This is a genomic window from Streptomyces sp. NPDC086777 (assembly GCF_040702065.1).
In the GTDB taxonomy this organism is placed as follows: Bacteria; Actinomycetota; Actinomycetes; order Streptomycetales; family Streptomycetaceae; genus Streptomyces.
Genome location: NZ_JBFBJI010000019.1, coordinates 163691 through 181114, shown reverse-complemented (window position 1 = coordinate 181114; position 17424 = coordinate 163691). Strand labels below are relative to the sequence as shown.

Annotated in this window: 13 protein-coding genes and 1 pseudogene; 8 read left to right on the top strand and 6 right to left on the bottom strand. The window is 73.6% G+C overall.

Features of this window, described 5'->3' with window-relative positions; translation table 11 throughout:
• Window positions 1-13: 13 nt before the first annotated feature.
• Window positions 14-1780 carry a discoidin domain-containing protein gene (locus AB0472_RS26200; protein WP_366359539.1) on the bottom strand — a complete coding sequence of 589 codons (1767 nt, stop codon included), beginning with the start codon at window positions 1778-1780 and terminating at the stop codon, window positions 14-16.
• A gap of 12 nt (window positions 1781-1792) precedes the next feature.
• Complete coding sequence (locus AB0472_RS26195; RefSeq protein ID WP_366359538.1) at window positions 1793-2887, bottom strand: DUF1996 domain-containing protein; 1095 nt, start codon at window positions 2885-2887, stop codon at window positions 1793-1795.
• Window positions 2888-3407: 520 nt separating this feature from the next.
• Between AB0472_RS26195 and AB0472_RS26190 the strand changes: the two genes are divergently transcribed.
• Complete coding sequence (locus AB0472_RS26190) at window positions 3408-4079, top strand: lysophospholipid acyltransferase family protein (protein WP_366359536.1); 672 nt, start codon at window positions 3408-3410, stop codon at window positions 4077-4079.
• Window positions 4080-4115: 36 nt separating this feature from the next.
• Here AB0472_RS26190 and AB0472_RS26185 read toward each other — a convergent pair whose 3' ends face one another.
• The gene (locus AB0472_RS26185; RefSeq protein WP_366359535.1) at window positions 4116-6524 is read right to left on the bottom strand and encodes a SpoIIE family protein phosphatase; all 2409 of its coding nucleotides are present in this window, start codon (window positions 6522-6524) and stop codon (window positions 4116-4118) included.
• Window positions 6525-6690: 166 nt separating this feature from the next.
• Here AB0472_RS26185 and AB0472_RS26180 point away from each other — a divergent pair.
• A pseudogene (locus AB0472_RS26180) lies at window positions 6691-6882 on the top strand (TetR family transcriptional regulator); the annotation flags it as partial.
• 38 nt (window positions 6883-6920) lie between these two features.
• Here AB0472_RS26180 and AB0472_RS26175 read toward each other — a convergent pair.
• The gene (locus AB0472_RS26175) at window positions 6921-7211 is read right to left on the bottom strand and encodes a helix-turn-helix domain-containing protein (protein ID WP_366359533.1); all 291 of its coding nucleotides are present in this window, start codon (window positions 7209-7211) and stop codon (window positions 6921-6923) included.
• Between the two features lie 309 nt (window positions 7212-7520).
• Between AB0472_RS26175 and AB0472_RS26170 the strand changes: the two genes are divergently transcribed.
• Window positions 7521-9530: an NAD-binding lipoprotein gene (locus tag AB0472_RS26170; protein WP_366359532.1), complete on the top strand. Its 2010-nt coding sequence runs from the start codon at window positions 7521-7523 to the stop codon at window positions 9528-9530.
• 173 nt (window positions 9531-9703) lie between these two features.
• Here the strand turns inward: AB0472_RS26170 and AB0472_RS26165 are convergent, their stop codons facing one another.
• Together AB0472_RS26165 and AB0472_RS26160 are read right to left on the bottom strand one after the other, a co-directional pair.
• Window positions 9704-10465: a DUF2993 domain-containing protein gene (locus tag AB0472_RS26165; protein WP_366359530.1), complete on the bottom strand. Its 762-nt coding sequence runs from the start codon at window positions 10463-10465 to the stop codon at window positions 9704-9706.
• A complete protein-coding gene (locus AB0472_RS26160) occupies window positions 10462-12732 on the bottom strand; it encodes an MMPL family transporter (RefSeq protein ID WP_366359528.1) in 2271 nt (756 codons plus the stop codon). Before AB0472_RS26160 ends, AB0472_RS26165 begins: the two co-directional genes overlap by 4 nt.
• A gap of 285 nt (window positions 12733-13017) precedes the next feature.
• Here AB0472_RS26160 and AB0472_RS26155 point away from each other — a divergent pair, with 285 nt between their 5' ends.
• From AB0472_RS26155 to AB0472_RS26135, 5 genes are all read left to right on the top strand, one after another.
• The gene (locus AB0472_RS26155; RefSeq protein ID WP_366359527.1) at window positions 13018-13707 is read left to right on the top strand and encodes a response regulator transcription factor; all 690 of its coding nucleotides are present in this window, start codon (window positions 13018-13020) and stop codon (window positions 13705-13707) included.
• Window positions 13704-15137, top strand: coding sequence for a HAMP domain-containing sensor histidine kinase (locus AB0472_RS26150; protein WP_366359525.1), 1434 nt, complete (start codon window positions 13704-13706; stop codon window positions 15135-15137). Before AB0472_RS26155 ends, AB0472_RS26150 begins: the two co-directional genes overlap by 4 nt.
• A 114-nt stretch (window positions 15138-15251) precedes the next feature.
• A complete protein-coding gene (locus AB0472_RS26145) occupies window positions 15252-15992 on the top strand; it encodes an SDR family oxidoreductase (protein WP_366359524.1) in 741 nt (246 codons plus the stop codon).
• 59 nt (window positions 15993-16051) lie between these two features.
• Window positions 16052-16951 carry an SDR family oxidoreductase gene (locus AB0472_RS26140; RefSeq protein WP_366359522.1) on the top strand — a complete coding sequence of 300 codons (900 nt, stop codon included), beginning with the start codon at window positions 16052-16054 and terminating at the stop codon, window positions 16949-16951.
• Window positions 16952-16961: 10 nt separating this feature from the next.
• Window positions 16962-17294 carry a nuclear transport factor 2 family protein gene (locus AB0472_RS26135; protein ID WP_366359520.1) on the top strand — a complete coding sequence of 111 codons (333 nt, stop codon included), beginning with the start codon at window positions 16962-16964 and terminating at the stop codon, window positions 17292-17294.
• Window positions 17295-17424 lie beyond the last annotated feature (130 nt).

Below are 17424 nucleotides of genomic sequence, written 5' to 3'. Positions count from 1 at the left end.
AGAGACGCGTGCGTCAGGCGTAGACGCCGAACTCGTACAGTGAGTAGCCCCAGCCGGTGCCCCGTGCCGTGCCGTTGACGCGGACGTAGCGGCCGGTGCCGGTGACGTCGAAGTCGTCGATCCCGCCGTTGCCGTCGGTCACGGTGTGCACGGTCCGCCAGTTCTGGCCGTCGTCGGAGGTCTGGATCGTGTACGCCTTCGCGTACGAGGCCTCCCAGGACAGCTGGACGTGCCGGAACGTGGTGCGGGTGCCGAGGTCGACCTGGAGCCACTGCGGGTCGCTCCAGTCACTGGCCCAGCGGGTGGCCTGGTCGCCGTCGACCGCGTTGGCCGCGGTGCACGGGCAGTCACCGTAACTCGGCTGGTACGACGAGGCGGTGGCGGGTTTGCCGCGTGCCACGTCGGTGCCGGACGGGACCGGCGGTACGACGCGGATCGAGCGCGTCTCCACGCCGACGTTGCCGTGCCCGTCCGTCGCCTTGACGTACACCTTCCAGACGCCCGGCCGGTCGGGCGCGGTGAACCTCAGACGGCCGCCGCCGAGATCGGTGAAGGGCAGCGAGGTGAGGTTCTTGCTCTGGTCGACGTACATGCTGTTGTCGAGGACCTCGTAGGAGATCCGGTCGCCGTCGGGGTCGGTGGCCTGCACGGACAGGACGAGGTCGCGTCCGGCCTGCACCTGGCCCGCGCCGCCCTCCACGGTCAGGCCGGAGATGACGGGCGGGGTGTTGTCGTGGCTGGTGTCGCCGCCGTAGGCCCGCTTCACGGCGTAGTACGACAGGCGCTTCTGTCCGGCGGGCAGCAGGTTGAACCAGATGCCGCCGAAGTCGTACTCGGTGCCGTAGTGGAACATCGTGGCGCCGAGCGCGACCCCCTGGTGGCCGGTGATGCAGCCCCAGGCCCGGGCGTACCCGTCGGCCTTGGCCTGGTCGGAGGGCTCCAGCGGGACCCCGTTGGCGTCGTCGGGGACCTCCCACTCGCCGGCCGGGCCGGTCTCCGTGACGATGTAGGGCTTGGTGTAACCCCCTTGCTGCCAGGCGGCCTTGACATCGCAGACCGCGTTGTAGGAGTTCACGGCGTACAGGTCGAGATCCGGCGCGTTCTTCTTGAAGTACGGCCAGGCGCCGACCCACGCGTCCGTGGACGTGACCGGGTGGTTCGGGTCGATGGCGTGGATCTTCTTGGTGATGTCGTCGACGAGGGTGGTGTAGGCGTCGCGCTGGTGCTCCAGTTCGTCGCCGCTGTAGCAGTTCTGCAGGCCGAGGACCGACTCGTTGCCGACGTCCCACATGAGGACGCCGGGGTTGTCCTTGTACGTCTGGACCCACTTGGGGAACTCGTCGAGCACCTGGTTCCGGTACGCGGTGTCGGTCAGGTAGTTGACGCAGCCGCCGCTGCCGGGGCCGCCGCCGGGCTGGAGCCAGAAGCCCGCGATCACCTTGATGCCGTGCGCGGCCGCCGAGTCGAACAGTGGTTTGCTGGTGGCGTCGGTGCCCCAGGTGCGGATCGTGTTGACGCCCATGGACCTGAGGTCGGGCATGTACTTCTCGGCGTCCGCGACGCTCGGGCCCCAGGTCAGGCCCTTGATCTGGTACGGCTGCCCGTCGACCGTCAGCTGCCAGGCGCCCTGGCCGCCGGTGACCTTGACGACGCTGCCCGCGGCGTGCGCCTGGGCGGCGGGCAGGGCGGCGAGGAGTCCGGCGGCCAGCACGCCGGCGGTCAGGGGTGCCGCGACGCGGCGGGTGTGCGAAGGGATACGGATGCGGGTGCGTGGGGTCATCTCGCCGGCTCCTCAGGGCAGTCGGTAGTGCTCGTCGAGCGCGGCGCCCGCCTCCGGATGGGTCTCGTCGTAGCCGCGCGCGTCGCACTGCAGCCCGCCGACGACGCAGTGGTCGACCAGGGCCTTGAGCGTGCGGTCGTCCCAGGCGTTGAAGAAGTCGTAGTGGAAGCTGTGCCCCGTGCCGCTGGAGAGCCGTACCTTCGACATGTCGCCGTTGACCGGGAAGGCCATCTTGAACTCGATCATCGGCAGGGCCACCGGGTGGTCGGCCGGGCAGATGTTGTCGTTGGTGCCGGGCTTGACCACCGGATAGGCCATGTGGCTCTTGTGGTCCGGGGTGTCGAGGTACCTGCCGTCCCAGCAACTGGGTGCCTGGAAACGGATGTTGAGCTGAACATCGGCCCGGTTGGGGCAGCTCGCCGGGAACTCGGTGTTGAAGTAGCTGTCACCGCACTCCCAGCCCTCGACGAAGCCGGGGTGGTGGCGGAACTCGTCGGCGCTCTGCAGGGGGCTGCCGACGACGAAACGCAGGCCCTTGGGGAAGGGCCGGACGCTGGTGTAGTCGGTGACGCCTGCCTTGTAGTAGATGACCTGCGGGCCGACGGGCAGGATCTGCTGGTCGCCGTTGTACAGCGTGGGCATCCAGTAGCCGGACAGGTCGCCGGGGGCCTTGCACGTGGTGCCGCCGGCCGACAGCGAGGCGGTCGTGCTGTACGCGTCGGTCGTCGTGTTGCCCATGAACGTGTGGTCGTGGGACTTGCCCGGTTGCTGCGGGTAGACGACGGGGTCGTCCGGACTGGTGTGGGTGACCGAGCAGTTGGCCTGGAACTCGTGGAAATAGCGGTGCGGCGGGTCCTGGGTGGACGGCGTCACACCGGTCACCGGCGGGTTGGCCAGGATGTAGCCGTCGCCGTCCGGATCCTCCGGGGAGGTGGCCGTGGACGCGGCCATCGCGTGACCGGAGTGGGTGGCGGCGAACGACCGCGCGGCGGCGCTGTGCGGGGCGGGTGGCCCGGCGCTGACGGCGATGCCGCCGAGGCCGGCCGAGGTCAGCAGGAGCGCGGCGGTGATCAGCGTCGCTGACAGGCCTTTCGATCTCCGTGGCATGGAGACCTCCTGAGGGGTGGGGGTGGCAGAGGCCGTCGCCGGGCGTCCCCCCCCGACACGGCATCGAGGCGAACCGGCGTGGGGGTGCCCGGAGACGAGTGGGAGAGCGCTCTCCCGCCGAGGAGTGTTGAGGGCATGTCATCGGGGTGTCAAGGGATGCGGCAGAAGAGGGCCCGGAAGGATTCCAACTGCGCAGGGGTTGCTGGGCGTTGAATCTCACCTGTTAACTCAAGTCATGAACTAAGGCTGGCATCAATGGCCTTGATATCCACCCCCTGCCCGGCGGCCGCCCGGCGCAGGTACGGCGCTCGCACCCTCCCGGCAACCGTCGGCGGCGGCCGGGTGAACTCCACGGAACGGAGACGTCCTTGCCCCGCACCGCCTGCGGCTCAGTGGAAGAACGGCGGAACCCTCCCCGGGTCGAGTACCGGGCTCCGGAGACGCTGAGTAGCAGCGCTCACGTCCGTCCGGCGCCGGTCCGCAAGGATGAGGGCCATCACCTTCGACACCGGGAGACCTCATGCTCAGCCGCCTCGCCGACGTCCTGCTACCGGCCTTCGGGCGGCTCGCCGTGACCGCCGACAACGGCGCGGTCCTCGCGCGGGGCAGCATCATCGTCGCCAACCACACCTCCCTCGCCGATCCGGCTGTCGTTCTCGCCGCGCTGCGCCGCCTGGGCGTCGAGCCGGCCGTCATGGCGGCAGCCGGCCTGTGGCGCCTCCCCTGGCTGGGGCGCGTCCTCGCCCGCGAGGGCCACATCCCGGTCCACCGCAACGACCGCCGTGCCGCCCGCTGTCTGGACCTCTCGGCGGCCGCCCTGAGCGCAGGGCGCACGGTCCTCGTCTACGGCGAAGGCGGGCTCCCGGCGCGGACCGATGCCGCCGAAGCCGCGCCCGGCGCCTTCCGCAGCGGTCTGGCGCGGCTTGCGGAACGCACCGGCGCCCCCGTCGTCCCCGTCGGGCAGGCAGGAGCCCGGCGGGTCAGCTCGGGCACGGCGGGCAAGCAGATCGCCGGACTGGTCACCGCGCCCCTGCGCCGCCCGGCCCTGCACGTCCACGTCGGAGCACCGGTCACCCTCACCGGTGACCGGGCGGCGCGCACCGCACAGGCCCACGACGCGGTGACGGCCGCGTGGCGGACGGCGGCCGGCCACCTCGGTGAGCGGACCGTACGGGACACCCGGCACGGTTGACCGGCCCGCCGGCCGGTGGAGCTGCCCGCCGCGGCCTCACGCCGCCGCCAGGTCCTGCTCGGCCCAGATGGTCTTGCCGCTCTCGCCGAACCGGGTTCCCCAGCGGTCCGTCAGTTCCGAGATCAGGAACAGTCCCCGCCCTCCCTCGTCGCCGGAGCGCGCGTACCGCAGGTGCGGGGCCGTGCCGCTGGTGTCGGAGACCTCGCAGATCAGCACCCGATGGTCGCGAATCATCCGCAGGCCGAAGGGCCCGCTCGCGTAGCGGATGGCGTTGGTGACCAGCTCGCTCACCACGAGTTCGGTCGTGAACGCGGCATCGTCCAGCCCCCAGAGGCACAGCTGGTGCTCGACCAGACTGCGTGCCGTCGCGACCACGGCCGGATCGGCCGGGAATTCCCAGGTGACGAGGTCGTCGTCGCGCAGACACTGGGTGCGCGCCAGGAGCAGCACCTCCCCGTCGGACGGTGCGGGCCCGGAGCGGACGCTCTCCAGCACCTTCTCCTTGAGGTCGCCCAGGGGCGCCCCGGCCGCGGCCGACAGGGTCCGCATCAGCCGCTCCTGCTCCGCTGATCCGGCAGCGGAGCCGGACCCGGAGGCCGAGTCGCCGAAGGACGACGAGAACACCAGAGTGCTCCCCGCCTCCAGACGCAGGTCCTCCGCCTTGGCGCGCATCTCCGGGCTGCCCAGCGGTGGACCGACCGGCGCGGCCGGCACCTGCGCCGTCCCGTCCGGGCGGGCGACGACCGGCAGCCGGTGCCCGGCGCTGGCCAGCGAGAGCAGTCCTGTGGCCGGGTCGTACACGGCGTACACGCACCGGAGGTCCATGGCCGCCGTACCGCTGCCGTGGCCACCGACATCGGTGGACTGGTAGCCGGAGATGCTGTTCACGACACCGTCCAGGCGGGCCAGCACCTCCTCCGGGCTCAGATCCAGATGCGTGAGGGTGTGCACCGCCGCTCCGAGGCGCCCGACGGCGGCCGCGCCACGGAGACCGGCCTCGTCCGTGGCGGCCAGGACCAGTGCGACGCGGGCGCCCGAGAGGGGGATGACGTCGAACCAGTTCGCCTCCGACGCGGTGGGTGCGAAGTAGTGGGCCGTCTCCACGGCACCGTGATCGACGATGTCCTGGGGCGTGAGGTCGCGTTGCATGCCGCGTGCCGTGTTGTACTCCCGGGTGTACTGCCGGGCGTTGTCGATGCCGAGCGCGGCCCTGGAGACCAGCTCGCGGCAGGTCATGACGTCGAAGTCGGTGAACGGGTCGCCCACCGCGAAGGCGTAGAACGACACGAAGCCCAGCACCGTGCCCCGGGCGGTCACCGGTATCACCAGCGAGTACGCGGCACTCAGGCCGCGCGTGCCCCGGTACAGCGGCTCGTCGTCGGAGGCGGGCAGGTCGACGCGCTCCTGCCGTGGCTCGGGATCTCGCACCAACCCGGCCACGTCGGACGGATAGGGCAGTCCCAGGCAGCCGGTCTTCGTGGCGCCGATCCGGTCGCAGGCGACCCGCATGCCCACCCGCAGGAGGTCGTTAGCGGTGGGCACGGACGATGTGGCGGCCGGGTCCTCGCCCGTGAGGACCGGGGCGAACAGGTCGACGGTGACGGCGTCCGCGAGCCGGGGGACGCCGATCTCCGCCAGTTGCTGACCGGTCTCCACCACGTCCAGCGACGTCCCGATCACCGAACTGGCCTCCGCGAGCAACGCGATCTGCTGTTCGGCACGGCGCTGCTCGGTGATCTCGATCGCCGTGGTCGCCAGCCCGAGGACCTGGCCCGAGGAATCCTCCAGCCGGAAGATCGAGTTGCGGAGTACGTGCTCGTGCTCGCGGTCGTCCGGCGGGCGGCCGCGCTTCTCGAAGTCGATCCGCGGAACGCCGGTCGCCAGGACGCGCCGCATGGCGTCCTCGTATGCGTCGGCGTTCGAGTCCGGCCAGATCTGGTGCGGCGTCCGGCCGATGGAGGTTTCGTCGAAGACACCCGGCATGCCCCGTGCCGCCGGGTTGAAGCGGCGCAGCCTGAGCTGTGGGTCGTACACGCACAGACTGGTGGGGGAGCGGTTGAACAGGGCGTCGAGGACCGCGTCGTCCACCGCCCGCGCCTCGGAGATCTCCGCCATGGGGGTCAGGGCCACGTTCCAGCAGCCCGGCGCGTCGGTGGCGGGACGGATACGGACCTGGAAGGCCGCGGTGCCGCCGTCGCGGCACCGAAGGGAGACCGGGGCCTCCCGGCCCAGGCGAAGGGCGCCGCCGCTCTCCGGCCGCATCTCCTGGTCATCGGCCAGGAGCTTTCCGGCGGCCTCGCCCTCGACCTCGGAGGCCGTGAAACCGAGACTCCGCTCGGCCGCCGCACTCCACTTCGTGATCACGCCGTACTGGTCGACCACCACGTCGGCCGTGGTGGTGCCGGACCCGGGCGGATGTCGTGGTGCCTCATCCGTGGCGCTCACATCAGCCACTTCCTTCCATACCCCGGCGAATTCAGCATGGCAAACGTCGGTGGGCGCGGCATCCGGGAACCGCGGCGCGGCCGGTGCTCCTGCCGTCGGACGAGGTGTCGGACACGATGTCCACCCGTCGTCCGGAGCGCGGTGCGGGCGAGCCGAGGATGGCGGCATGGCTTCCACGACGCGACGACCTTCCGGCGCTGCGGACCGGCGGGCCGTCCCTGAGCAGCGGATCCTCGGGGTCGTCGACGAGCTGCTCCGGCAGGGCGCGACCTGCACGGAACTGAGCGTGGAGCACATCGCCCAGTCGGCGGGGATCTCCCGTTCGACGTTCCACCTCTACTTCCGGGACAAGGCCGACGTGCTGCTCCGGCTGAGCGGCGCGCTCGAGCGCGAGAGCTACGCCATCGCGGAGTCCTGGCGCCCGTCCAGTCCCGACGGGGGCCTGGACGGTCTGATCTGCACGGGCGTGCTCGGGACGACCGCGCGCTCGAGGAGGCCCGCGGACTCCAGCTCCTTGAGCCGTTGCGAGAGCAGGCGGTCGGAGATCCCCTCGATCAGCGCGCGGTACTCGTCGAACCGCCGGGCGCCCTGCGCGGCGGCCCGCACTACCGAGCCGGTCCAGCGGCGCCCGACGCGTTCGAGGGCGCCCGCGAAGCGGGGGCAGGAGGTGTCATGGATGGTGCTCACTTACAGCTCGTCGTCGGCGACACGTTCGTCCACCGTGACGAGAGCCGCCTCGCGGAGTCGTACGCGCATGCACTGCCCCCACTGCTGCAGCGCGCCGGAGTCCGCCACGCCCCGGCTCCGGGGCACGACGGTCGCCACCCCCGGGCCGCACCCCCGCTGAACACTCCGGGGAAACCTGCTCGCCCGGTCCGGGTTTGAGCCGCCCGGCACTGCCCGAAAGTGTGAAGGTGCCGGTCGGACGGCGTGTCGCGGTGTCCGGCCCGGCACGCTTCGACTCGCCGGGGCGTGCGCGCAGACCAGGGGGCAGATGTGGACCGAGGGCAGGAGCGGACTCCGTTACGGGACCGGGCTCGGTACCTGTTCGACAGGACACTCGCCCGCAGCACGGGAACCCTGCTCGGCTGGCTCGCCGCCTGCTGCCTGGCCGTCGTCGTCCCCGTCAGCACCCTGCTGGTGTGGACCGATCCCGACGCGCCGCACTCCTTCTCCGGCCGCCTCGCCCAGGTGTGGCGCACCAGCGCGGAGACCCTGCGGCTCGGTGCGGTGACGGGCGCGCCGACGCGGATGCTGCTGTCCGTCCTGCTCGGCCTGATCGCCCTGCTGTGCGTGTCGACCGTCGTCGGAGTCGTCACCACGGGTCTCGGTGAACAGCTCACCGAACTGCGGCGCGGCCGCTCCCGGGTGCTGGAGCGCGACCACGACGTGGTCCTCGGCTGGAACGACCAGATCGTCACCGTGATCCGCGAACTGATCGCCGGACGGGCCGGCGGCGGACGGCATGTGATCACCGTGCTCGCCGACCGGGACCCGGCCCAGGCCGAGACGGCGCTCACGGCCGCCCTCGGCACCGCCCACGGCGCCCGGCTGGTCTGCCGCAGCGGCGACCTCACCGACCCCGACGACCTGGCACTGGTCACACCCGCCGCGGCCAGGGCGGTGGTGGTGCTGCCCGCCGAGGACGCCGACGGCGATCCGACGACCGTACGGACGCTGCTGGCGCTGCGCACCCTGCTGGCCGACGGGCCCGGGCCACGGGTGGTGGCGGCGGTGCACGACGGCCGCTGTCTGTCCGCCGCGCGCCTGGCCGCCGGGCCGAGCGGCACCGTCCTGGAGACCGACGGGACCGCCGCACGGCTGCTCGTGCAGTCCGCCCGACGCCCGGGGATGCCCTCGGTCCTGCGTGACCTCCTGGACTTCTCCGGGGCCGAGTTCCATGTGACCGACGTGCCGGAGGCGACAGGACTGTCCTTCGAGGAGGTCGCCCTCCGCTTCGACGCGGCCTGCGCCGTCGGTCTGCTGCGGGACGGCCGCCCCTTGCTCACGCCGTCGCCCGCGACGGTTCTGGAACCGGGCGACCGGCTCGTCACCGTCGCCCACGACGACCGGCCGCCCCCGCTCCTGGAGCGCTGGGCAGCGGTCGACGCGACGGCCGTCGCACCACCGGGGCCCCTGCCCGAACCGCCCTCCCGGCTCCTGCTGCTGGGCTGGAACCGGCGTGCGCCGATGATCGTGGACACCCTGCGCCGAACCGCCGCGCCGGGCTCCTCGCTCGACATCCTCACGGACCCGGGTACCGACCTCGGACTCGTCCTCCCGCGACAGGAGGTCCGCGGCCCCGGTGCCGACGCCCCGGCGCTCGCGGTCACGCACCACACCCGGGACCTGGCCGCCCCCGAGGCGCTGCACGGCCTCGAACTCTCCGTGTACGACGGCGTGATCGCCCTCGGCGCGGACCACGGGAGCCCGCCCGGGTGCTCCGACGCCCCGACCCTGCTGGCGCTGCTGACCCTGCGCTCATGGGAGGAACGGACGGGCCGGGTGCTGCCGGTGGTGGCCGAGTTGCACGACCGCCGCAGTGGCAGGGTGGCCCCGCTCGGCCACGCCTCCGACGTCGTCGTCCGCGGCGAACTCACCGCCCTGGTCATGGCGCAGATCGCGCACGCCCCCGAACTCGCCGCCGTGTTCGAGGAGATCTTCACGACCCGTGGCGGAGCGCTCGCCCTGCGCACCGCCGACCACTACGTACTGCCGGGCCGCGAGGCCGCGTTCGCCACGGTGGCCGCGGCCGCGCTGGCGCGCGGTGAGTGCGCGATCGGCTATCACGCGCACAGGCCGCGGGCGGGCCGCCGGTACGGAGCCGTCCGCCTGTCCCCGGGCACGTCCGAACGGCGTGTGTGGCAGGCCGAGGACGAAGTGCTGGTGGTCACGGCGGGACCGGGCCGCCCCGGCGGCGCCGACCCCGGGCGGCGGGTCCTGCCCGGTCCGGGACGGCAGCGGTCCGAGCCCGGCGGACCGGGCGAGGAGGCGGACCTGCGCTGAGCGGAGGACTCCCTCCGCCGTCCGTCCCCGGGCAGCCGGGCGCCGGACACGGCGACGACGGCGAGGGGGCGGCGGCCCTTTGCGCGGGGCCGGTCACCGGTCCTCGGCCGCCGGGCACGCGGGGCGACGCGCCCGGCGCGCTACCACGGCTCGCGGCGCGGCCGGGCGCCGCCTCAGTCCGCCCCCCGGCCGAAGGTCACGTCGTCGGCCCGGACCGTGCCCACCAGCCCCGCCGAGGTGACGTCCAGCGCCGTCACCTTCACCGGCCCGGGGGCGGGCTGCCGTGCGGACTGCGCGTGCAACGCCTCCTCGATCGCGCCGACGACCCCGGCGGGCGCCGGCTCTCCGAGGACGCGGGCGTCCACGAGCTCGAACGCCGCCCGGCCGTCCTGGAGAAGCGGCCGGACCGTGACGGTGCCCAGCCCGCCGCGTACCGAGAGCACGAGGGTGCCGTGCTCCGGATCGGTGCTCACCCCCGAGACGGCCGGTCCCCCGGTGCCCTGGCCCAGGGACCGCGCGAGGGCGTCGACCGGTACCGTGATCCGGCCGCGCAGCCGTCCGACGCGCGGTGTGCCGCGCACCTCCACGTCGGTCAGCCTGAGGTCCACCGACGCCCCGGTGAGGCGGCCGAGCCGCGCGTCCTCGCCCGTGACCGTCACCCGGCCGAACCGGCCCCGGGCCAGGCCCAGCAGCGCGGACCCGCCGAGATGCACCTGGTTGACGCCGATCCGCTCCCGGAGCCGGCCGGAGAGCCGCGCGCCGACCAGCCCGCGCGCGAGGAGCTCGGCGGTTCCGGCGAGCAGCACCACCAGGACCACGGCGGCCGCCGTCAGCCGCCGGCCGCGCCGACGCCGGCGCGGTGCGGGCACGGAGGTCCGGCCGGCCGAGGTGCCACGGACGGCCGGCGAAGCCGTGCCGCCCGGCCGGGCCGTCACCGCGGCACCGGGCCGCAGGAGGCGGCCGGCTCCGCGGGCTCCGCCGGCCCGTGCGGGTGCCCGGGGCCCTCCGGATCCAGCCGCGGCAGCAGCCGGTCCAGCCACCGCGGGATCCACCAGTTGGCCTCGCCCAGCAGGTACATGGCGGCGGGCACCAGCAACAGCCGTACCACGGTGGCGTCCAGGACCACGCTGACGCCCAGCCCCAGCGCCAGCATCTTGATGACGACGCTGGTCGACAGCAGGAAGGCGAGGAACACACTGGTCATGATCAGCGCGGCGCAGGTGATGACACGCGCGGTGCCGGCCAGTCCGACGGCCACACTGCGGTGGTTGTCGCGCGTCTCCAGCCAGGTCTCCCGCACCCTGGACAACAGGAAGATCTCGTAGTCCATGGAGAGACCGAAGACGATCGCGAACATCATCATCGGCACGTACGACTCCACCGGAACGGACTCGTCGATGCCGAACAGCCGCGCGCCCCAGCCCCATTGGAAGACCGCCACCACCACCCCGAACGACGCGGTGATCGACAGCAGGTTCAGCACCGCGGCCTTGAGCGCCACCAGCGGACTGCGGAACACCGCCAGCAGCAGCACGAACGCCGCTGCGACCACCACGCCGACGACCACCGGCAGCCGGTCGGCCAGGATGTCCCGGAAGTCCTGCTGGGCGGCGGTGGTGCCGGTCAGATAGCCGGTCGCGCCCTGGGCGGAGAGGACGCCGGGCAGCACGTCGTCCTGCAGCCGGTGCACCAGGTCGGTGGTCGCCCGGTCCTGCGGCCCGCTGTCCGGCGTGACCGTCGAGACGAGCAGCGCGCCGTCCCCGGTGGGTGCCGGCCGCGTGGCGGAGGCGACCCCCCGGGTGCCGGTGAGCACGTCCCGCAGGCTGTCGGCGAGCGCGTCGCGCTCCGCGCCCGTCGTGGCGTGGTCCTTGTCGAGGGTGACGACGACGGTCAGCGGCCCGTTGGTGCCCGGCCCGAAGCCCTGCGCGACCAGGTCGTAGGCGCGGCGCTCGGTGTACGACGCCGGGGAGGCACCCGCGTCGACGTGCCCCAGCCGCAGCGACGCCGCGGGCGCCCCCAGCACACCGAGCAGCACGAGGCCCAGCAGCAGGAACGTCCAGGGGCGCCGGCGGACCGTCGCGGCCCAGCGGTGCCAGATGTCACCGCGGTCGTCGGGTTCGTCCACCGGGGTGCGGACGTGCCAGCGGTCGATGCGCCGTCCGGCCAGCCCCAGCAGTGCGGGGGTCAGGGTGAGCGCGGCCAGGGCGCCGACCAGGACGGTGGTGCCGGCGGCCACGCCGAGCATGCCGATGAAGTCGACCCCGGAGGCGAACAGCCCGGCGAGCGCCGCGGTCACGGTGAGCGCGGCCACCAGGACGGCGCGCCCGCTGGTGGCGACGGTCCGCGCGGCCGCCGCCACCGGATCCTCGGCGGAGTGCAGCAGTTTGCGGTGCCGGGTGACGAGGAACAGCGAGTAGTCCAGGCCGACGCCCAGCCCCATCATCGTCGCCAGCGTCGGAGAGGCCGCCGCGAACGAGTACTGGGCGGCGAGCAGCCCGAGGACGCTCAGCCCGGCGAGCAGCCCGATGATCGCGGTGAGCAGCGGGAAACCGGCCGCCGCCACACTGCCGAAGCCCAGCAGCAGCACCAGTACGGCCGTGCCGATGCCGATCGCCTCCGACGCACGGTCGGCCGCCGCCGGGCGGGCCAGCTGCCCGAGCGGCCCGCCGTACTCCACGGTGACGTCGTCGGCCCGCAGTCCGCGCACGGCGCCGTTCACCTGGTCGACGTACGACTTCTCGAACTGCGCGGGATTCTCCCGGAACCGGACGGTGTAGTAGCCGGTACGGCCGTCGGCCGCGACCGCGCCCGCCGTGTCGAGCGGGTTCGCGACCGAGAGCACCTCGGGCAGCGCGGTGAGCCGGTCCCCGGCCCCCGTGAGGGCTTCGCCGTGTGCGGTGAGCGGTCCGTCGTCCGAGCGGACGACGATCTGCGCGGCGACGCCCCGCGAACCCGCGGCGCCATGGGCGTCGAGCAGGTCGGAGCCGGTTCGGGACGGCGTGCCCGACAGGTCGAAGTCGTCGGCGTAGGAGCCGCCCCAGGCGTGGTCGGCGGCGACCGCGGCGAGCAGCACGAGGAGCCACACGCAGAGCACCCACCAGGGGCGGCGCGCGCAGGCACGGCCCACGCCGTACAGCAGACCGCGCCCCGGCGGGCCGGTGTCCTTCACGGGTGTCACGTGGTTCTGGCCGGAGAGTCGCATGCCTTCTTCCCGAGGTCGTCGCAGGGAGGGGCCGCGGCCGCCCGCGACCGGGCGGTGGGCAGCGCTCGACGCCCCCCCAGCCGGCCGTGGGCGGGCCGCCCCCGGAGTCCGGCCCCGATCATGACCCGCGGGGCACGAGGGGATCATCGGGGTTGTGTTAGAGGACTGTTAGGCCGCCCCGCAGGACCGGGCCGGGCCCGGGACGCGTCGTCCGCGCTGCTTAGGATCACCGCAGGCCCACCGGCACGCGGGGGCCCGACGGCAGGGCGGCGGACGGAGGCGGGCGTGAACAGCGGGAACGGACTGGTGCTGATCGTCGAGGACGACCGGAACATCGCCTCCCTGCAGGAGCTCTACCTGGCCCGCAACGGCTTCGACACCCACGTCGAGACCGACGGCCTGCGCGGCCTGGACGCCGTCGCCCGCCTTCGTCCGGTGGCCGTCGTCCTGGACGTCGCGCTGCCGGGACTGGACGGCGTGACCCTCTGCCGGCGGCTGCGGGAACGCGACGACTGGACCCCCGTCCTCATGGTGACCGCGCGCGCCGACGAGTCCGACCGCATCCTCGGCCTGGAGCTCGGCGCCGACGACTACATCACGAAACCCTTCTCCCCGGGCGAACTCGTCGCCCGGGTCAACACCGTGCTGCGCCGCAGCCGGGGCGCGCCCGGCGGCCGTACCCACGTGGTCGGCGGCCTGCGGGTGGACACGGCCCGGCGCACCGTGCACCGGGACGGTGCGGAGATCGAGCTGACCGCGACCGAGTTCAACCTGCTCGTCCACCTCCTCGACCGGCGCGGCCGGGTCTTCACCCGGCGTGAGCTGCTGGCCCAGGTGTGGGGCGAGGAGTCGTCGTACCGCGATCCGCGTGTGGTCGACGTCTACGTGTCCCAGCTGCGCGGCAAACTCGGCGACGCGAGCCCCATCCGCACCGTGCGCGGGGTGGGGTACGGCGCCACGGACATGGCCGGATGACCGCGTCCCGCGCCACCGGCCGGCCGCGCCGCCGTACCGGACTCGCGGGCGAACTGGTCCTGCTGGCCGGTGCCGTGACCACGGTGGCCGTCCTGCTGACCGGACTGGTCGCCTGGCACACCCTGCGGGGCACCGCCGAGGCCCAGGAACGCGACCAGCTCGCCCGGCAGGCCCGGGTGCTCAGCCGGGTGCCGGCCCTGTCGGCGCTGCTGTACGAGGGGGAGCAGCGGATCGCCGGCGCGAACGGCGTCGAGATCGCCGTCGTCGACGCGGCGGGTGTCGTCAGCGGCCCCGCGGCCCCCGCGCTCGGCACGCCGCAGCGTGACATCCTGCTGTCCGGCAGGACCCTGTCGTCGACCGGCGAACTCCGGGGCACCGAAGTCCTCGTCGAGGGCGTCCCGGCCCGCAGGGGCGGAGCCGTCGTCCTCACCGGACCGCTCACCGACGTCGACTCGGCGGCCGCCCGGATGCGCCGGGACCTGCTGCTCCCGCTCGGCGCGGGCCTGGCGGGCGCGGCCGCGGCCGGCGTGCTGCTGGCCCGTCGGCTCGCCCGCCCGCTCGGGCACGCCGTGCGCGTCGCCGCCCGGCTCGCCGCGGGGGAACGGGGCGTGGCCGACCCCGACCCGGCCGCCGCGCCCGGCCCGGCCGAGGCGGTCGAACTGGGCCGGGCCCTCGGCGTCCTCGACACCGCACTGGCCAACGGCGAACGCCGGCAGCGGGACTTCCTGCTGTCCGTCTCCCACGAGATCCGCACCCCGCTGACCAGCGTCCTCGGCTACGCGGAAGCCCTCGCCGACGAGGTCGTGCCGGCCGAGCGGCTGCCCGAGGTGGGCCGCGTCCTGCGCGCCGAGGCCCGGCGCCTGGACCGCTTCCTCGCCGACCTGCTCGACCTGGCGGCCCTGGAGACCGACGACTTCCGGCTCGACGTGGCGGACACCGACCTCGACGCGCTCGCCCGCGAGGCCGCGACGACCTGGCGGGAGCGGTGCGCCCGGCACGGCGTCGACTTCCGGCTGGAGCACCCCGGCCGGGCCCTGCTGGTGCGCACCGACGGTTTCCGGGTCCGGCAGCTGACGGACTGCCTGCTCGCCAACGCCCTGCGGCTCACTCCGGCGGGCGCTCCCGTCGTGCTCGCCGTGCGCTCCGGGGACGACGCCGTGGAGGTCGAGGTGCGCGACGGGGGTCCCGGCCTGACGGAGGACGACCTGGCGGTCGCGTTCGAGCGCGGCGCGCTCCACGAGCGGTACCGGGGGCTGCGCCCGGTCGGCACCGGTCTCGGCCTGGCCATCGCACACCGCCTGGCCGTCCGGCTGGACGCCACCCTGACCGCCCGGGCCCGGGGCGCGGAGGGTGGTGCCGTGTTCACCCTCCGCCTGTCGCCGGCCGGGGACACCGCGCGGGACCCGTCGGCGGACCGGCGTCCGTCCTAGCCCAGCCGCTACGGCATTCCGCACAGGACTCGCCCCCTGGATGTGGACGGCGAGTTCATTTCATGCTTATATGAACGTGTCGTTCATTTAGCTGCACCTGCAGAGGAGACCCCCATGAGCACCCCCACCACCGACCGTGTCGCACTGGTCACCGGAGGCTCGGGCGGCATCGGCCGCGTCGCGGCCGAACGGCTCGCCCGGGACGGTTTCGCGGTCGCCGTGCAGTACGCGGGAAACAAGGCCCGGGCCGAGGGCACCGTGGCCGCGATCACCGCCGCCGGCGGCCGGGACATGGCGGTGGGCGCCGACATCGCCGACGAGGGCGCGATGAGCGCGGCCTTCGACGCCGTCGAGTCGGCCTTCGGTGGCATCGACGTGGTCGTGAACACCGCCGGCATCATGATCCTGGCCCCGATCGCGACATTCGACCTCGCCGACCTGGACCGGATGCACCGGACGAACATCCGCGGCACCTTCGTCGTCTCCCAGCAGGCGGCCCGCAGGGTCCGCACGGGCGGCGCGATCGTCAACGTCTCGACCTCGGTGGTCCGCACCCAGCTGCCGGGCTACGGCGCCTACGTCGCCAGCAAGGCCGCGGTGGAGGGCATCACCCTCATCCTCGCCCGCGAGCTGCGCGGCCGGGACATCACCGTCAACGCCGTCGCGCCCGGCCCCACCGCCACGCCGCTTTTCCTGGACGGCAAGGACCACGCCGCCATCGCGAACTTCGCCAGGGCGACCCCGCTGGAGCGGCTCGGTGAGCCCGGGGACATCGCCGAGGTCGTCTCGTTCCTGGCCGGTCCCGCCCGCTGGGTCAACGGACAGGTCCTCTACGCCAACGGCGGACTCGCCTGACCGCGCCGTACCTCCACCACCACGCCCCCGCACCGTCATCGCGGAAAGGAACCACGTCCATGTCCACCACCGGCAACGTCGTCGTCATCACCGGCGCCTCCAGCGGCTTCGGAGCCCTCACCGCCCGCGCGCTGGCGGACGCCGGCCACACCGTCCACGCCGGCATGCGCGAGACCACCGGCCGCAACGCGCCCCAGGTCCGGGCCGCCGCCCGGTACGCCGACGAGCACCACGTCGACCTGCGGTCCATCGAGCTCGACGTGAACTCCCAGCACTCGGTCGACGCCGCCGTCGCACGGATCGAAGCCGAACACGGCCGCGTCGACGTGCTGATCCACAACGCCGGGCACATGGTGACCGGGCCCGCCGAGGCCTTCACCCCGGACCAGCTCGCCGAGCTCTACAACGTGAACGTCCTGTCCACCCAGCGCGTCAACCGTGCCGTGCTGCCCGGCATGCGCCGCCGCCGGCGAGGACTGGTGCTCTGGGTGTCCAGCAGCAGCGTCAAGGGCGGCACCCCGCCCTACCTCGCCCCCTACTTCGCGGCGAAGGCCGCCATGGACTCCCTCGCGGTGTCCTATGCCGGTGAACTCGCCCGCTGGGGCGTGGAGACCTCCATCGTCGTCCCCGGCTCCTTCACCAGCGGCACCAACCACTTCGCCCACTCCGGCCACCCCGACGACACCGCCGTCGAGGCCGAGTACGAGAGCCGCTACCCCGGCCTGGTGGAGCAGATGGCGACCAAGCTCGCCGCCCTCGCCCCCGAGGACGCGCCCGCGTCACTCGTCTCCGAGGAGATCGCCCGCATCGTCGCCCTGCCCGCCGGGAAGCGCCCCTACCGCGTGCACGTCGACCCCGCCGACGACGGATCCGCGGAGGTCTCCGTGACCGCCGACCGTATCCGCCGCGGCTTCCTCACCCGTATCGGTCTCGCCGACCTGCTCACCGTCCAGAGCTGAGGAGTCCGCCATGAGCACCATCGAAGTCCCCGCGGCCGTCGCGGCCTTCGTCGAGGCGACCAACCGCGGCGACGCCGAGGCGTTCGCCGCCGCGTTCACCGACGACGCCGAACTCGACGACTGGGGCCGCGCCTACCGCGGCCGCGACGGCGTGCGCGCCTGGGACCGGACCGACAACATCGGCGTACAGGCGCATTTCGCGCTGGACGCGATCGAGCCCGGCGCGTCGGCCGACACCTATGTCGTGACGCTGACCGTGACCGGCAACGGTCACCACGGGACCGGCCCCATGACCTTCCGCCTGCGCGACGGGCTGATCGCGAGTCTGCGGATCGCTCCGTGACACCGCGCGTGCCGGCCGCGTCGCGGGACCGGGCGGGCGGGTGCGTGCTCCCCGCGGGGCCCTGCCCCGCGAACCGCTGGCGGTCTTCTGTGACGAGCCCGTCGCCGGCCTGGCCCATGGCGGTAACGAC